The organism is Pseudomonas sp. NBRC 111139 (genome assembly GCF_001753955.1).
Classification (GTDB): Bacteria; Pseudomonadota; Gammaproteobacteria; order Pseudomonadales; family Pseudomonadaceae; genus Aquipseudomonas; species Aquipseudomonas alloputida.
Genome location: NZ_BCBP01000050.1, coordinates 15,881 through 29,644 on the forward strand (window position 1 = coordinate 15,881; position 13,764 = coordinate 29,644).

Below are 13,764 nucleotides of genomic sequence, written 5' to 3' on the forward strand. Positions count from 1 at the left end.
CGCTGCGCTTAGACTTGAGACGGGTTTGTTTTCCTGGGGCAAGTCCACCAAATCGGGAGAGAGTTTCATGAAGCTAGTCACAGCCATCATCAAGCCGTTCAAGCTGGACGACGTGCGCGAGTCGTTGTCGGAAATCGGCGTGCAGGGCATCACCGTCACCGAAGTCAAAGGTTTCGGTCGGCAGAAGGGCCACACCGAGCTGTATCGCGGTGCTGAATATGTGGTCGATTTCCTGCCCAAGGTGAAGATCGATGTCGCCATCGATGACAAGGACCTTGATCGGGTAATCGAAGCCATCACCAAGGCAGCCAACACCGGCAAGATTGGTGACGGCAAGATTTTCGTGGTGAATCTGGAGCAGGCAATCCGCATCCGTACCGGCGAAACCGATACCGACGCGATTTAAGCAGCAACAAAGCCTCACCAAACCCAACGCCCCAGGAGAAAACAACATGACTCTGCGTAAGATCGCAGGGCTAGGAGCCCTATTGTCCCTCGTAATGCCCGGGCTTGCCCTGGCAGAGGAAGCTGCCCCAGCGCTGAACTCCGGCGACACCGCCTGGATGCTGACCGCAACGGCGCTGGTGCTGTTCATGACCATTCCAGGCCTGGCCCTGTTCTATGGCGGCATGGTGCGTTCCAAGAACGTGCTGTCGGTGATGATGCAGTGCTTTGCAATTACCGGCCTGATGAGCATTCTCTGGGTCGTCTACGGCTACAGCATGGCCTTCGATACCGCCGGTATGGAAAAGGGCGTGCTCAACTTCAACTCTTTCGTTGGCGGCTTCTCCAAGGCCTTCCTCAGCGGCGTCACGCCCAACAGCCTGACCTCGGCCACCGCGCTGTTCCCTGAAGCGGTGTTCATCACCTTCCAGATGACGTTCGCCATCATCACCCCGGCCTTGATCGTCGGCGCCTTTGCCGAGCGCATGAAGTTCTCGGCGATGCTGGTCTTCATGGGCATCTGGTTCACCCTGGTGTATGCGCCGATCGCACACATGGTGTGGAGCGGTGACGGTGCCCTGATGTGGGACTGGGGCGTACTGGACTTCGCTGGCGGCACCGTGGTGCACATCAACGCCGGTATCGCAGGCCTGGTCTGCTGCCTGGTACTGGGCAAGCGCAAGGGCTACCCGACCACGCCGATGGCCCCGCACAACCTCGGCTATACCCTGATGGGCGCAGCGATGCTGTGGATCGGCTGGTTCGGTTTCAACGCAGGCTCTGCTGCTGCCGCCAACGGTACTGCCGGCATGGCCATGCTGGTCACTCAGATCGCTACCGCCGCCGCCGCCCTGGGCTGGATGTTCGCCGAGTGGGTCGGTCACGGTAAGCCAAGTGCTCTGGGCATCGCTTCGGGCGTGGTTGCTGGCCTGGTTGCCATCACCCCGGCTGCGGGCACCGTCGGGCCGATTGGCGCGCTGATTATCGGCCTGGTATCGGGTGTGCTCTGCTACTTCTGCGCCACCACGCTCAAGCGCAAACTCGGCTATGACGATTCCCTGGATGCCTTCGGCGTGCACGGTGTTGGCGGCATCATCGGTGCCATCCTCACGGGGGTGTTCGCGGCCCCGGCGCTGGGCGGCTTCGGTACCGTCACCGACATCGGCATGCAAGTCTGGATCCAGGCCAAAGGTGTGATTTTCACCGTGGTCTACACCGCCATCGTCACCTACGTGATTCTCAAGGTGCTGGATGTGGTGATGGGCCTGCGGGTCAACGAAGAAGAAGAGTCGGTCGGCCTTGACCTGGCTCAGCACAACGAGCGCGGCTACAACCTGTAACTGCGACGCGGTAAAAACTTGCCCGGCTTGCCGGGCATTTTTTTGCCAGTTTTTCAGCATTTCCCGCACGGCAAACGGTTTATTCGACACGTTCGTGACGTAGGTAAAAAACTTACAAGCCATAGGGCGTTTATGGTGCTTTGCTTTTTCCACGGGCGCGCTAGAATGCGCGCCGAAGGGTGTTTGACGAGTAGTCCACACACTTCGCCAGCCTTTGCTAGGCTTGCCAATAGCGTGTGGCCAGCAGGGGCTAATGGATTTGTCAGGTCCTGCCAGGAGCAGGGCCTGCTGGGTGCCGCCTCCCATCAGGAGTGCCGACCCAAGGGCAGTGGCCTAACCCACGGCCAGTTGAATTTTCACTGGTGGCTGCCGGTCTACGGCTGCACTGGTCTATAACCAACCTGCTTTTCGCAAGTCATGAGGTAGAACATGAGCGACGACGATCTGGAAAATGATGACCTCGAAGTAGGCGACGAAGACGAGGGTGATGAGGTCCTTGAAGGGGCGGCTGATGACGGCGTTGAAGACGCTGGCGATGACGACAGCAGCCCGGCACCCGTTGCCAAGGGCAAATCCAAGGCCGCAGTCTCGGTAGACGAGATGCCGAGCATGGAAGCCAAGCAGAAAGAGCGTGATGCACTGGCCAAGGCGATGGAAGAATTCCTTTCTCGCGGCGGCAAGGTGCAGGAAGTCGAGGCCAACGTGGTCGCTGACCCGCCCAAGAAGCCGGACAACAAATACGGCAGCCGCCCTATTTGAGTGGCTGATCGCAAAAAAGCCCGCCGTCGCTGCGGGCTTTTTATTTATACAGGCCGCGCAGAATAAGGCTCCTGTCTTTTTGGCTAGATTTGTTCCCCCACTTGTTCCCCCACTTCGACGGCGACCACCTTGGGGTAATCTTGCTGCACCAACTACCCAGGGCTTGCCGTAATCTTGCCGACCATTGCCAGCGTCCAAAGCGATTTAATCTTAGGATTACTCAGGATTACTTAGCATTGGTTAACATGACGATTTCCTAGCGCGCATAAAAAAACCCGACACTAGGCCGGGCGGTGGGTATGTCTTTCCGTTGCGTCGATTGCGTCAGCGGTGATTGGCGCAGCGTCGATGATCGTTTAGCGCACTGACGCAAACTCCCTCCAGAGTGCGCTGCGTCGGCGCTGGGGGTATGGGGGGTGGCGCAGCGCACTATTTCAACTTTCCCCCTGTGGCATTTCAACTAGCTCAAAGCGCTCGCCAGCGTGGCGGTTGGGCTTACGATATGACACGCGCTGGATGCGTCCAGCACGAAGCAATGCCGAAATAGCCTGACCAGCCCGCTTACTGCCTGGCCTTCCCCCGAAAGATGTCCCGTACTCCGGCAACGGCTCTAAGGTTTTCATGGCGGAATGCGCACCAGCATTTAAGCTGCCGGACACACTAATGCCAGCCTCCCGTGCTGCTAGTAGCACACGAATCATCGCAGCTTGATCTGTATTCTCCCGCGTCTGCCCGTCGCTCTGCGCTTCGCGCTCAGGCATGGGAACACCATTCACGAATACGAAAGCCAACGGCTCAGCCTTCGCGCTCAGGTTGGCTTTCTCCTGCATCAGCATAATTCGCCCCTCCTGCTCCATTAGCGCCAGCCGTGAACGAGCACTGTTGTGCCAGGCAGTGCTACCGCTGTAGCTGTTCCCCCGTGCGCCCTCCTTCGCGGCACTCTTGTCGATATGAGCCAGCAGCACCACGGCGGCATTATGCTCGCGTGCGATATTGGCAAGCCCCCGCACAAAGGCGCGCACGGTTCGGCGGCTGTTCTCGTTTGCATCGAAGGCGTCAGAAGCATTGTCGATCACGATTAAGCCCGCGCCCTTGGCTGCCACTTCCAGTTCGTGGAAAGCCGGGGTAAAAATCGGCGCTGCGCTGTAGCCGTCGCTCTCGGTCATTAGTGCTGCGAAGGCTTGCGTACCATCCAGCACACGCAAGCCAGCCATCACGCTTTCGGCGGGCAGTTGGAATGCCTCGATTATGCCTCGAAGGCGAACGCGCACTATGCTGGCCTCATCCTCAAGACTAACGAACAGAACAGGCGATTGCTCAACCTCCAGGCCGGCGAATGGCTGGCCGCACGCAACATGAGCACCAATAGCCAGGGCTATGCTGGACTTGCCGATACCCCCGTGCCCACCTAACAGGGTTACATGACGGCGCGGCATCCACGGCTTCACGGCATAGCGCACCTGCTCCAGCGCAGCTCTCATCACGTCGCTCAGATCAATCGGTAGCAACAGGGGGCTGGCCCGCTGGTTTGTCATGGCAGGGAGCAGCATAACCGGCTCACCAGCAGCCGCGAAAGCTATCGCCGGATCGGGGGTTTGTTGCGCGGCAGTCAAACCGGCGTCATGCAGAAGGCTGCCCAAGGTACGAGCATTGGGCGCGCTGGAATTCCACGATTCCCACTTGTCAGCAAATGCGCCGTCATCATGGCGCGGATCTCCGGCGGACCACTCACGGCACAGCTCATAGCCCAGGCCGTCCGCCCCCTCGGTCGTGTCCTCCCAGTGCTTGATAGAAGCGATCACACCGACCCACTGGTGATACTCACAGTCCGGGCGGATGGCAGCCAGCGCCTGAGTAATGCGCGTTACGTCTGCCAGCGATCCGCCCCCACTCGCCACACGCTCGCGCACTGTCGCCTGTTTTACTAGGAATGTAGGGATTGGCCCCGGCGTGGCGTCGTGCCCATTGATCCACTCATAACGCTTGCCGTTGGGGTGCAGGCTCGGCGGCAGCACAGCATAGCCGTTATATTTGCCATCAATGCCGGTCGCCGGTGCGCCGCTGTACCCCTGCCCTGTATCTGCTGGCGCGGCAAAGTACAGGTGAAAGCCGCCACCGGGCGACTTAACATGCAAAGGGCTGGATAGGGGGCCATGCTGTCGCTCCAGTGCTGAAAAGCTGGCGTCGCCCCCATTACGAGGGTCCACGTCGAACACGTACAGACCGCCCATGCTGGCGCTGGGTTTGACTGCAATGTTGGCCTCGGGATGCGCAGCCCACCAGGCATCAATCTGCTCTAGATCGCAAGTGGCATCCTTGCTGCCAGATGAGCCAGCAAAAGGTGATTTAGTGCCCGGAACGAGGGGGAAGACCGCAAAGCCGCGACCGGCGTAGTGGCGAGCCCATTGGTGCATGTTGCCGTGCTCGCTCATACGCCCCCTCCCAGACCGATAACAGCTAGGTAATGCTTCACCTGATCGGGAGTAAAGCCGCGCTTTATCATCATGCGGCGCATGTTGCGTCGATCTTTAACGAGTGCCAGGGATGTAGCTGCGAAGCCGTACCCGGCGCGCAGGGATTCATCGACGATACGATGCAATATCGGGTCAAGAAGCGCATTCGCGGGAGTGCTAATATCAACCTTGCGCGGGCTGCTCTGTTCTTCGGGGCGGGCGGCCTTCATGCGCGGCCCTCCAGGCGATCAGTTACCCATTGCTCGATTTCATCGCTAGGCCAGCCCACGGCGCGGGTTCCAATCTTGCGCGCCTTGGGAAATTTGCCCTCCGCCATCAAGGCATAAATCCATGCGCGGCCAAAGCCGGTGGCAGCCTGGACATGAGGCAGGCGCATGATGCGGCGGGGGTGGTTGGTATTTACGATAGCAGACATAGCCAAATCTCCGTTGCGCTTGCTGGCGCGTAGTGGATGTGGCTTGCAGACTAAGCATACGAACGGGATGGGTCACTGTAACCAACCAGCATCACTTGGTTACTTTTTCCCCTGCCTCCTGCGGGGCGGTGACGGTTTCAGCAGGAGAGTTCCGGGAGCATCACGGTAGTAATGCGGCCCGTCCTTAACAACTCTCTCAACATGGTCACGATGGCGCATCCATATCTTTTCCAACATGTCGGCCTTTACTTTATGTCCGAGTTCGGACGCAATTTTGGCCACTGCCTCAATTGCCGTAGGCTCAACCTCACGGCTTTCCGTGCGTGCAAAACCCGCCGCTAAAAGGCTATGAATGGCCAGGCACAGCGGAAGGTCACGAGACAGATTGCCCCAGCTGTTTGCGTTCCCTCCAGGCCTTTTCCATTCACCACGAAGCACTGCGGCAGCGAACCCCGCAAGCTGGCGTGACATTGGCTCTCCCAAGTCTAATAAATTGACGACCAATATCTTTGCAGCATCCCAAGCAGCAGGATCTGTCTTTGCCACCTCCAATAACTGTTCGGGAAACTCCCCGCTTGGGCGGCGCTTGGCACTACTCACTTTTTTCCAGCCCGCAGATGCCCCCCAGTAACTAACAGCCATTCGGTGGGATGCCTCACGGGTTGCAGTTGGCAGCTGTTTTTGCAGGTACTCCTGCATCTCTTGTAATACCGCTTGCTTACTCTTATCCACCGAGATCTATCCTTATGCGCGCTTAAAGTCGCCTTGTATGACGTTGGGCGCTGGCGCAGTGGTTGCGTACCCAGCCCAATCGGCCATCAATGCGCGGCGCTTCTCAATGAAGTCGGAACGAGAATAAGCAGCCTCCGACTGGTCGCGTTCGTCGTGGGCTAGCGCCAGCTCACAGACTTCGCGAGGGTAGTGGGTGCGTTCGTTTGCCCAGTCGCGGAAGGTTGAGCGGAAGCCGTGCGCGGTAATGTCGGCCAGCCCCAAGCCGCGCAACAGAACGCGAAAGGCGTTTTTGTGCATGACTCCGCTTTGCCCTTGGCCAGGGAACAGGTAGGGGCTGCCATCGGTGCGCGGAATGCTTTCCAGCAGCTCGACCACTTTGGACGCCAGGGGAATATCGAAGGCTTGGCGCATCTTCATGCGCTCGGCAGGCAGCGACCAGACGCCGGCCTCTAGATCGAACTCCGACCACTCGGCAAAGCGAACCATGTGCGACCGGGCGCCCGTCAGGATCAGCAGGTGCAGCGCCAGGGCATCGCGGTCTTGGCTCTGCGCCAGCTTGGCCACCAGCTTTGGCACGCCTTGCCACTTCATCGCCGGCATGTGCTCGCTTTGGCGAGCCTTCTTCTTTTGCGCCTTGCTCAGCAGGCTTTCCAGATGCCCGCGCCAGCGTGCGGGATTATCGCCGTCACGCAGCTTTTGGGCCTTGGCGGCGTCTAGCACGCGCTCGATTTGCACGCGTACCTCATCGGCCGTCCGGGTCTTGGTGCCCCATATCGGTTGCAGCACGCGTAGGACATGTTCGGTTTCGATGGCGTTGGCCGACAGCTTGCCAATAACGGGGAAGGCGAAGCGTTCCAGCTTAGAGCGCCAGCCCTTGCGCCATTGATCCGACCAGCCAGCCCCGTGCGCGGTCATGTACTCCAGGGCCAACACCTCGAACGGGCGGCGGTTGGCTTCCTGCTCGCGCTGGGCTTCACGCTGGCGCTCGCGTTCGGCGTCACGGGCGGCCATCGGATCGGCGCCGGCTGCCAGCAGCTTGCGCTGATCGGCACAGGCGATGCGGGCGGCCTTCAAGCTCACCTCGGGGAAGCTGCCCAAGCCCATCTCCCGGCGCTTGCCGTTGAGCTGGAAGCGCAGCACCCATGATTTGCGTCCGGTGGCCTTTACAGTCAGGCGCAAGCCGTCGCCGTCTTCATAGGTGCCGGCTTCGGCCAGGTTCTCGATTTGCTTGGGGTTCAGCTTGCCCATGTTCGCCTCCACTGGTGTGGGGGGACAAATCCTGTCCCCCCGTTTGTTCCCCCACTTTTCGCCCGGATGGGACAGGTTGTTGGTGGGTGTCAGTGGACGAATAATAGGATTAAAGCCTTGTAGAATCTAGCATTGACTGGAAAACACAAGAATTGGCTAGATGCTGGAAAGCCCGCCGTCGCTGCGGGCTTTTTTACGCCTGTGGGTTTTGTGTTGCCCGTGCCGGCCTCTTCGCGGGCATGCCCGCTCCCACAGGTTCACCACAGGGTTCAGGACCTGCGCGGTCCCTGTGGGAGGGGGCGTGCCCGCGAATGGGCCGCAAAGCGGCCCCGTCAGCGCCAGCGTGCAAGCACGTCAGGTAGTTGCGACAGGCGCTGGATCTCGGCGTCCGGCGCCTGATCGCCAGCCCAGGCCTTGCCTTGCGGGTTGAACCACACCGCCCGCAACCCGGCGCGCTGGGCACCGGCAATGTCATCGCCAGGGTGATCGCCGATGTGCACTGCCGCACCCGCGTCCACCTCGCCCCGGCGCAACGCTTCAAGGAATGGTGCAGGGTCTGGTTTGCCGATGCCCAGGTCCTCGGCGCACAGGGCAAAGCGGAAGTAATCCGCCAGCCCTAGCCGGCTGACGTCGGCATTGCCGTTGGTGACCACGCCCAGGATGTATTGATGGCGCAAGATTTCGAGCACCGGCTGCACCTCTGGGAAGATCTCCACCTGGTGGCGGGCATGCAGGAACACTTCGAAGCCTTCGTTGGCCAGCGCCTGTGCGTGCTGCTCGCTGTAGCCGACCTCTTCCAGGGCATGAAACAGCACGCGCCTGCGCAGGGCACTGATGCGGTGCTTGAGGCCGGGCTCTGCTTGCACCAGGCGCTCGCGGATGGCGAACAGGTGTTCCACCGGCACACTGCCGAGGGTGGGTGCGTTGGCCTCGAGCCAGTCGCGCAGCACGACTTCCGCGGTAGCAATCACCGGCGCGGTGTCCCACAGGGTATCGTCGAGGTCGAAGGTGATCAGCTTGATGCTCATGAGTCTGTGCCTTTGCTGCGTTTGGCCCGAGGGTGGGCGCTGTCGTACACCGCGGCCAGGTGCTGGAAGTCCAGGTGGGTGTAGATTTGCGTCGTGCTGATGTCGGCGTGGCCGAGCATCTCCTGCACCGCGCGCAGGTCCTGGGATGATTCCAGCACATGGCTGGCGAAAGAATGGCGAAGCATGTGCGGGTGCAGGTGTTGGCCCAGCTCACGCTCACCGGCGGCCTTTACCCGCAGCCGAACTGCCTGGGGGCTGATGCGATTGCCCTGGCGGGTGATGAACACTGCACGGTCGCGTGGGTTGCCGATGCCGCGCAAGCGGTACCAGGCCTGCAACGCCTCGCGAGCCTTGCGACCCACCGGCAGTACGCGGGCTTTTCCACCCTTGCCCAGTACCTGCACCAGGCCGGCGGCGAGGTCGAGGTGATCAAGATCGAGGTTGGTCAGTTCCGATAGGCGTAGGCCTGAGGAATAGAACAGCTCGAGGATCGCCTGGTCACGCCGGGCAATGAAGTCGTCGTCGACGCCACCATCGAGCAGCTGCAGTGCGCGATCGGTATCCAGTACCTTGGGCAGCCGACGCTCACCTTTGGGTGCGCTCAGGCCGGTGGCCGGGTCGTGCTGGCACAGGCCTTCGCGGTTGAGGTAACGGTACAGGCCGCGTACTGCCGACAGCAGGCGTGCCAGGCTGCGCGGGGACTGGCCATGGTGGTGCAAGCGGGCGATCAGCTGGCGCAGTTGCTGGATTTGCAGCGCCTGCCACTCGGCAATGCCGTGTTCTTTGCAGTAGGCGATGACTTTTTCCAGGTCGCGACGGTAGCCCAGCAAGGTGTGCTCCGACACCTGGCGCTCGTTGCGCAGGTGTGCGCAATAAGCCTCCAGCTGGCGTTTCATCAGCGAACCGAGCGCAGTGTCTGGGTAACGCGTGGCACAACGCGGCCGAGCACTTCGGCGATATAGCCGAGGAAAAGGGTGCCGACGCTGCTCTTGTAGTGTTGCGGGTCGCGGCTGCCGATGGCCAGAACCCCATGCAGCCCTTGGTACTCAAGAGCTGCCACGGCGCTGGAGCCTACTTCCCGGCGCTGTTCTTCACCGAACAGGAAAGCCAGCTCGTGCTCGCGCAGGTTGCCACTGACGGTCTTGCCACCGCCCAGCAGGGCACCGATGGCTTGCTGCGCCTCGGCATTGCTGACCCAGCGCCCCACCGGCGCGACGTTGTCGCCGAACAGGATCAGGCTGACGAAGGGCACCTGGAATTCCTGGCGCAGGCTGTCTTCGACCGCCATTACCACTTCTTCCAGGCTGCCGGCATCGAGCAGGTCAAGGATCAGCCGGCGGGTCTTGTCGAACAGCCGGTCGTTGTCGCGGGCCACGTCCATCAGTTGCGACAGGCGATGGCGCATTTCGATGTTGCGGTCACGCAGCAGCTTGAGCTGGCGTTCCACCAGCGACACGCTGTCTCCTCGCTGGTGCGGGATGTGCTGTTCGATCAGCAGCTCGTCCTGCTCGGCGAAGAAGGTGGGGTGGGCGCGCAGGTAGGCGACCACCGCTTCGGCATCGAGCTCGGCGGACTGCTTGGGTACAACCTTGGGCTGATCGGTCATGGCGGTTACTCGTTTAGAGACGAACCTGTCCTTCGTAGACGCGTACGGCCGGGCCGGTCATCATCACGGGCTTGCCGGGGCCGGCCCATTCGATGTGCAGGCGACCACCGGGCAGGTCGAGGGACACCGGGGAATCCATCCAGCCCTGGCTGATCGCCGCCACGGCTGCGGCGCAGGCGCCGGTGCCGCAAGCCTGGGTTTCGCCGGCGCCGCGTTCCCACACGCGCAGGTTGGCGCGGTGGCGGTCGATGACTTGAATGAAGCCGGCATTCACCCGCTGTGGGAAGCGTGGGTGGTTTTCGATCTTCGGGCCCAGCTCATGCACAGGCGCAGTAAACACGTCGTCGACACGCAGCACGGCGTGCGGGTTACCCATGGACACGGCGGCTATCGAGTACAACTGGCCGTCAACTTCCAGCGGGTAGCTTGGCGCCTGTGCGTCGGCGACAAAGGGAATTTCGGCAGGGATGAAGCGCGGCGGGCCCATGTTGACACTCACCTGGCCGTCGTTCTGCACGTCCAGCACGATGATGCCGCTCTTGGTTTCCACGCGGATGCGCTTTTTCGCGGTCAGGCGCTTGTCCAGCACAAAGCGGGCAAAGCAGCGCGCACCGTTGCCGCATTGCTCGACCTCGGAGCCGTCGGCGTTGAAGATGCGGTAGCGGAAGTCCACTTCCGGGTTGTTCGGCGCCTCGACGATCAGCAACTGGTCAAAGCCGATGCCGGTGTGACGGTCACCCCATTGCTTGGCGTGCTTGGGCTGAATGTGCGCGTGCTGGCTGACCAGGTCCAGGACCATGAAGTCGTTGCCCAGCCCATGCATCTTGGTAAAACGCAGCAGCATGGGCTTACTCCGGCAGCAGGCTTTCGCCAGCATACAGTTCGGCGACGGTCTCGCGGCGGCGTACTTCGAACGCCTGGTCGCCGTCGACCAGGATTTCAGCGCAACGGCCGCGGGTGTTGTAGTTGGAGCTCATGACAAAACCATAGGCGCCCGCGGACTCTACGGCCAGCAGGTCACCTTCGGCCAGGTTGAGTACGCGGTCCTTGCCGAGGAAGTCGCCAGTCTCGCAGATAGGGCCGACCAGGTCATAGGCACGGCCTTCGCCTGCACGTGGCTTGACCGCGCTGACACCCATCCAGGCCTGGTACAGGGCTGGGCGGATCAGGTCGTTCATCGCTGCATCGATGATCGCGAAGTCCTTGTGTTCGGTGTGCTTGAGGTATTCCACGCGGGTCAGCAGCACGCCAGCGTTGGCGACGATGTAGCGGCCAGGCTCGAACACCAGGGCCAGGTCGCGCTCGCCCACGCGTTCGCGGATGGCCTTGATGTAGTCGGCCACCAATGGTGGCTGTTCGTCGCGGTAGCGCACGCCGACACCGCCACCCAGGTCCAGGTGGCGCAGGTGTATGCCGCACTCGGCCAGGCGGTCGACCAGCACCAGCAGGCGGTCGAGGGCGTCGAGGAATGGCTCGACGGTGGTCAGTTGCGAGCCGATGTGACAGTCGACACCGACCACTTCCAGGTTCGGTAGCTGTGCGGCGCGTACGTAGATGGCCTCGGCATCGGCAATGGCGATGCCGAACTTGTTTTCTTTAAGGCCGGTGGAGATGTACGGGTGAGTACCGGCATCGACGTCCGGGTTGACCCGCAGCGACACCGGGGCAACCTTGCCCATTTCGGCGGCGACTACTTGCAGGCGCTCCAGCTCGTCGGTGGATTCGACGTTGAAGCAGTGCACGCCAACTTCCAGGGCACGGCGCATGTCTTCACGGGTTTTGCCAACGCCGGAGAACACCACGCGGTCGGCACGCCCGCCAGCGGCCAATACACGCTCCAGTTCACCACCGGAGACAATGTCAAAGCCTGCGCCCAGGCGCGCCAGCACGTTCAGCACGCCAAGGTTGGAGTTGGCCTTGACCGCGAAGCACACCAGGTGCTCGGTGCCTTGCAGGGCGTCTGCGTAGCTACGGTACTGGGCCTCGATGTGGGCGCGCGAGTACACATAGGTGGGGGTGCCGTAACGTTCAGCAATGGCCGACAGGGCCACGCCTTCCGCGAACAGCTCACCGTCGCGGTAGTTGAAAGCGTTCATCTGGTTTCCTTACTGCGCTGGCGACTGCTCGGACTCGGACTCGGACTGCAGCTCGGGCTGCTGTTCTTGTGCCGGGGCCGGCTTGGCTTTTGGCTGGTGCTGGTGCGACGTGTGCGCTTTGCCGTTATCGCCATCTTCAGGCAGATACAGCGGGCCTTTCTGGCCACAGGCCGAAACGAGGCAGGCAACAGCGACCAGCGCCGCGAAGGAGGAAATCAGGCGCTTCATGGGTGAAATCCTTAGAAAAATGCAGTATTGCGCCCGAGTATACCGAGCGACCGGCGGCTTGCCTATGCAAGGACCGGTCCGCCGGGCGGGCTATGCTTAGCCTCTGCGCAGCCCCCGTAGGAGCGGGCTCGCCCGCGAAGAGGCCGGTGAACGCAACGGCTAAACCTTTGCATTCGGCGGCAAGCGCCCGTATCTTGCCCGGCTTGCCTGTTACGCAGCCAATTTCGAGGTTCCTGCAATGAGTTTGAGTGAAGCGCGTTTCCATGATCTGGTCGACGCGACCCAACAGGCCCTGGAAGATCTGTTCGACGAGAGCGGTCTGGACCTGGACATGGAGAACTCCGCCGGTGTCCTGACCGTCAAGTTCGAGGGCGGCGCCCAGCTGATCTTCAGCCGTCAGGAGCCATTGCGCCAGCTGTGGCTTGCCGACCGCTCCGGTGGTTTCCACTTCGATTACGACGAGGACAGCGGCAAGTGGGTGTGCGAAAAGAGCGAAGAGTTGCTGGGTGAAATGCTCGAGCGTATCGTCTGGGAGCGGGCCGGCGAGAAGCTGGACTTCGACGAAATCTGACATGAGTAGCGCCCAGGCCCGGTCGCCCAAGCCGCTTTACAGCAACGTCAGCCCTGCAGTGCCGTCACCGTGCATCAGCGTATGCCGGCTGGACGAACAGCGGGTGTGCACCGGTTGCCATCGGCATGTCGAGCACATTCGCGAATGGCGCTCGGCCGATGACGAACGGCGCCGTCAGATCTGCCGCGAGGCCCAGGTCTTGCGCGAGCAGGCTAAGGCACACTGAGCGCAGGGGCTTGAGTATTTGCCCGGCTGTGGTAGTGTCGGGTTCTGCGTCGGTGACGCCAAAGCCTTCTCAAACCCCGCCCTTGGGCGGGGTTTTGCTTTATTTGCACATTGAAAACTGCCTGTTCAAAGGAGTCTGACTGGATCATGAGCACCAAGCCTTCCCTCATCCTCACCCGATTGGACGTACAACGTCTGGAGCGTCTGATCGACAGCCTCGACGAGAGTACGCCGGGTGTGCTCGCCCTGCAGGACGAGCTTGACCGCGCCGAGCAGGTGGTCGGTCACGAGGAAGTGCCGGCGGGCGTGGTGACCATGAACTCGCGGGTGCACTGCCGTGAGGAAGCCAGCGGCAAGGACTACCACCTGACACTGGTGTACCCCAAGGATGCCGGGCCGGAAGGCAAGGTCTCGATCCTGGCGCCGATTGGCTGCGCTTTGCTGGGGCTGTCGGTGGGCGAGCAGATCGACTGGCCGGCACCGGGGGGCAAGACCCTCAAGCTGAAGCTGCTGGAAGTGGAGTACCAGCCGGAGGCGGCGGGCGATTACGACCTGTAAGGGCCAGGGGGCCGTTTCGCGGCCCGTTTGCAGCGCAAGG

At 61.5% G+C, this 13,764-nt stretch carries 17 protein-coding genes; 6 read left to right on the forward strand and 11 right to left on the reverse strand.

Annotated features, from left to right (window positions below; all coding sequences use genetic code 11):
• Nucleotides 1-67 precede the first annotated feature (67 nt).
• The 3 genes from glnK to sutA all read left to right on the forward strand — a co-directional run bounded on the left by glnK (nucleotide 68) and on the right by sutA (nucleotide 2,543).
• The gene (gene glnK, locus BJQ17_RS19965) at nucleotides 68-406 is read left to right on the forward strand and encodes a P-II family nitrogen regulator (protein WP_002555808.1); all 339 of its coding nucleotides are present in this window, start codon (nucleotides 68-70) and stop codon (nucleotides 404-406) included.
• A 46-nt stretch (nucleotides 407-452) separates the two neighbouring features.
• Nucleotides 453-1,784, forward strand: a complete 1,332-nt coding sequence (locus tag BJQ17_RS19970) for an ammonium transporter (protein WP_003253642.1) — start codon at nucleotides 453-455, stop codon at nucleotides 1,782-1,784.
• A 429-nt stretch (nucleotides 1,785-2,213) separates the two neighbouring features.
• Nucleotides 2,214-2,543: a transcriptional regulator SutA gene (sutA, locus tag BJQ17_RS19975; RefSeq protein WP_003253643.1), complete on the forward strand. Its 330-nt coding sequence runs from the start codon at nucleotides 2,214-2,216 to the stop codon at nucleotides 2,541-2,543.
• A gap of 434 nt (nucleotides 2,544-2,977) precedes the next feature.
• On the opposite strand, the gene BJQ17_RS19980 is transcribed toward sutA, so the two are convergent.
• The 11 genes from BJQ17_RS19980 to BJQ17_RS20030 form a co-directional block, all read right to left on the reverse strand.
• Nucleotides 2,978-4,975, reverse strand: coding sequence for a bifunctional DNA primase/polymerase (locus BJQ17_RS19980; protein ID WP_070096543.1), 1,998 nt, complete (start codon nucleotides 4,973-4,975; stop codon nucleotides 2,978-2,980).
• Nucleotides 4,972-5,226, reverse strand: coding sequence for a hypothetical protein (locus tag BJQ17_RS19985; RefSeq protein ID WP_070096544.1), 255 nt, complete (start codon nucleotides 5,224-5,226; stop codon nucleotides 4,972-4,974). The genes BJQ17_RS19980 and BJQ17_RS19985 overlap by 4 nt, the downstream gene beginning before the upstream one ends.
• Nucleotides 5,223-5,432, reverse strand: coding sequence for an AlpA family transcriptional regulator (locus BJQ17_RS19990; RefSeq protein ID WP_070096545.1), 210 nt, complete (start codon nucleotides 5,430-5,432; stop codon nucleotides 5,223-5,225). Before BJQ17_RS19990 ends, BJQ17_RS19985 begins: the two co-directional genes overlap by 4 nt.
• A 99-nt stretch (nucleotides 5,433-5,531) precedes the next feature.
• Nucleotides 5,532-6,164 carry a hypothetical protein gene (locus BJQ17_RS19995; RefSeq protein ID WP_070096546.1) on the reverse strand — a complete coding sequence of 211 codons (633 nt, stop codon included), beginning with the start codon at nucleotides 6,162-6,164 and terminating at the stop codon, nucleotides 5,532-5,534.
• A gap of 12 nt (nucleotides 6,165-6,176) precedes the next feature.
• Nucleotides 6,177-7,412, reverse strand: a complete 1,236-nt coding sequence (locus tag BJQ17_RS20000) for an integrase arm-type DNA-binding domain-containing protein (RefSeq protein WP_070096547.1) — start codon at nucleotides 7,410-7,412, stop codon at nucleotides 6,177-6,179.
• A gap of 332 nt (nucleotides 7,413-7,744) precedes the next feature.
• Entirely contained in the window at nucleotides 7,745-8,440 is a 696-nt protein-coding gene (locus BJQ17_RS20005; RefSeq protein ID WP_003253644.1) for an HAD family hydrolase, read from the reverse strand.
• Nucleotides 8,437-9,336 (reverse strand): tyrosine recombinase XerC, encoded by a 900-nt coding sequence (xerC, locus tag BJQ17_RS20010; RefSeq protein ID WP_003253645.1) that lies wholly within the window; start codon nucleotides 9,334-9,336, stop codon nucleotides 8,437-8,439. Before xerC ends, BJQ17_RS20005 begins: the two co-directional genes overlap by 4 nt.
• A complete protein-coding gene (locus BJQ17_RS20015) occupies nucleotides 9,336-10,046 on the reverse strand; it encodes a DUF484 family protein (protein WP_070096548.1) in 711 nt (236 codons plus the stop codon). The genes xerC and BJQ17_RS20015 overlap by 1 nt, the downstream gene beginning before the upstream one ends.
• A gap of 13 nt (nucleotides 10,047-10,059) precedes the next feature.
• Nucleotides 10,060-10,890, reverse strand: a complete 831-nt coding sequence (gene dapF, locus BJQ17_RS20020; RefSeq protein ID WP_003253647.1) for a diaminopimelate epimerase — start codon at nucleotides 10,888-10,890, stop codon at nucleotides 10,060-10,062.
• A gap of 4 nt (nucleotides 10,891-10,894) precedes the next feature.
• Nucleotides 10,895-12,142: a diaminopimelate decarboxylase gene (lysA, locus tag BJQ17_RS20025; RefSeq protein WP_070096549.1), complete on the reverse strand. Its 1,248-nt coding sequence runs from the start codon at nucleotides 12,140-12,142 to the stop codon at nucleotides 10,895-10,897.
• 9 nt (nucleotides 12,143-12,151) lie between these two features.
• Nucleotides 12,152-12,370 (reverse strand): lipoprotein, encoded by a 219-nt coding sequence (locus tag BJQ17_RS20030; RefSeq protein ID WP_003253649.1) that lies wholly within the window; start codon nucleotides 12,368-12,370, stop codon nucleotides 12,152-12,154.
• Nucleotides 12,371-12,608: 238 nt separating this feature from the next.
• Here BJQ17_RS20030 and cyaY point away from each other — a divergent pair, with 238 nt between their 5' ends.
• From cyaY to rnk, 3 genes are all read left to right on the forward strand, one after another.
• Entirely contained in the window at nucleotides 12,609-12,941 is a 333-nt protein-coding gene (gene cyaY / locus BJQ17_RS20035) for an iron donor protein CyaY (protein WP_004575827.1), read from the forward strand.
• 1 nt (nucleotide 12,942) lies between these two features.
• Nucleotides 12,943-13,167 carry a DUF1289 domain-containing protein gene (locus BJQ17_RS20040; protein ID WP_070096550.1) on the forward strand — a complete coding sequence of 75 codons (225 nt, stop codon included), beginning with the start codon at nucleotides 12,943-12,945 and terminating at the stop codon, nucleotides 13,165-13,167.
• Between the two features lie 146 nt (nucleotides 13,168-13,313).
• Nucleotides 13,314-13,724, forward strand: coding sequence for a nucleoside diphosphate kinase regulator (rnk, locus tag BJQ17_RS20045; RefSeq protein WP_003253652.1), 411 nt, complete (start codon nucleotides 13,314-13,316; stop codon nucleotides 13,722-13,724).
• Nucleotides 13,725-13,764 lie beyond the last annotated feature (40 nt).

What these genes read in the sequence shown, in the direction of transcription:
- glnK (WP_002555808.1), top strand. Translation starts at nt 68, where the DNA reads ATGAAGCTAGTCACAGCCATCATCAAGCCGTTCAAGCTGGACGACGTG.
- BJQ17_RS19970 (WP_003253642.1), top strand. Translation starts at nt 453, where the DNA reads ATGACTCTGCGTAAGATCGCAGGGCTAGGAGCCCTATTGTCCCTCGTA.
- sutA (WP_003253643.1), top strand. Translation starts at nt 2,214, where the DNA reads ATGAGCGACGACGATCTGGAAAATGATGACCTCGAAGTAGGCGACGAA.
- BJQ17_RS19980 (WP_070096543.1), bottom strand. Translation starts at nt 4,975, where the DNA reads ATGAGCGAGCACGGCAACATGCACCAATGGGCTCGCCACTACGCCGGT.
- BJQ17_RS19985 (WP_070096544.1), bottom strand. Translation starts at nt 5,226, where the DNA reads ATGAAGGCCGCCCGCCCCGAAGAACAGAGCAGCCCGCGCAAGGTTGAT.
- BJQ17_RS19990 (WP_070096545.1), bottom strand. Translation starts at nt 5,432, where the DNA reads ATGTCTGCTATCGTAAATACCAACCACCCCCGCCGCATCATGCGCCTG.
- BJQ17_RS20000 (WP_070096547.1), bottom strand. Translation starts at nt 7,412, where the DNA reads ATGGGCAAGCTGAACCCCAAGCAAATCGAGAACCTGGCCGAAGCCGGC.
- BJQ17_RS20005 (WP_003253644.1), bottom strand. Translation starts at nt 8,440, where the DNA reads ATGAGCATCAAGCTGATCACCTTCGACCTCGACGATACCCTGTGGGAC.
- xerC (WP_003253645.1), bottom strand. Translation starts at nt 9,336, where the DNA reads ATGAAACGCCAGCTGGAGGCTTATTGCGCACACCTGCGCAACGAGCGC.
- BJQ17_RS20015 (WP_070096548.1), bottom strand. Translation starts at nt 10,046, where the DNA reads ATGACCGATCAGCCCAAGGTTGTACCCAAGCAGTCCGCCGAGCTCGAT.
- dapF (WP_003253647.1), bottom strand. Translation starts at nt 10,890, where the DNA reads ATGCTGCTGCGTTTTACCAAGATGCATGGGCTGGGCAACGACTTCATG.
- lysA (WP_070096549.1), bottom strand. Translation starts at nt 12,142, where the DNA reads ATGAACGCTTTCAACTACCGCGACGGTGAGCTGTTCGCGGAAGGCGTG.
- BJQ17_RS20030 (WP_003253649.1), bottom strand. Translation starts at nt 12,370, where the DNA reads ATGAAGCGCCTGATTTCCTCCTTCGCGGCGCTGGTCGCTGTTGCCTGC.
- cyaY (WP_004575827.1), top strand. Translation starts at nt 12,609, where the DNA reads ATGAGTTTGAGTGAAGCGCGTTTCCATGATCTGGTCGACGCGACCCAA.
- BJQ17_RS20040 (WP_070096550.1), top strand. Translation starts at nt 12,943, where the DNA reads ATGAGTAGCGCCCAGGCCCGGTCGCCCAAGCCGCTTTACAGCAACGTC.
- rnk (WP_003253652.1), top strand. Translation starts at nt 13,314, where the DNA reads ATGAGCACCAAGCCTTCCCTCATCCTCACCCGATTGGACGTACAACGT.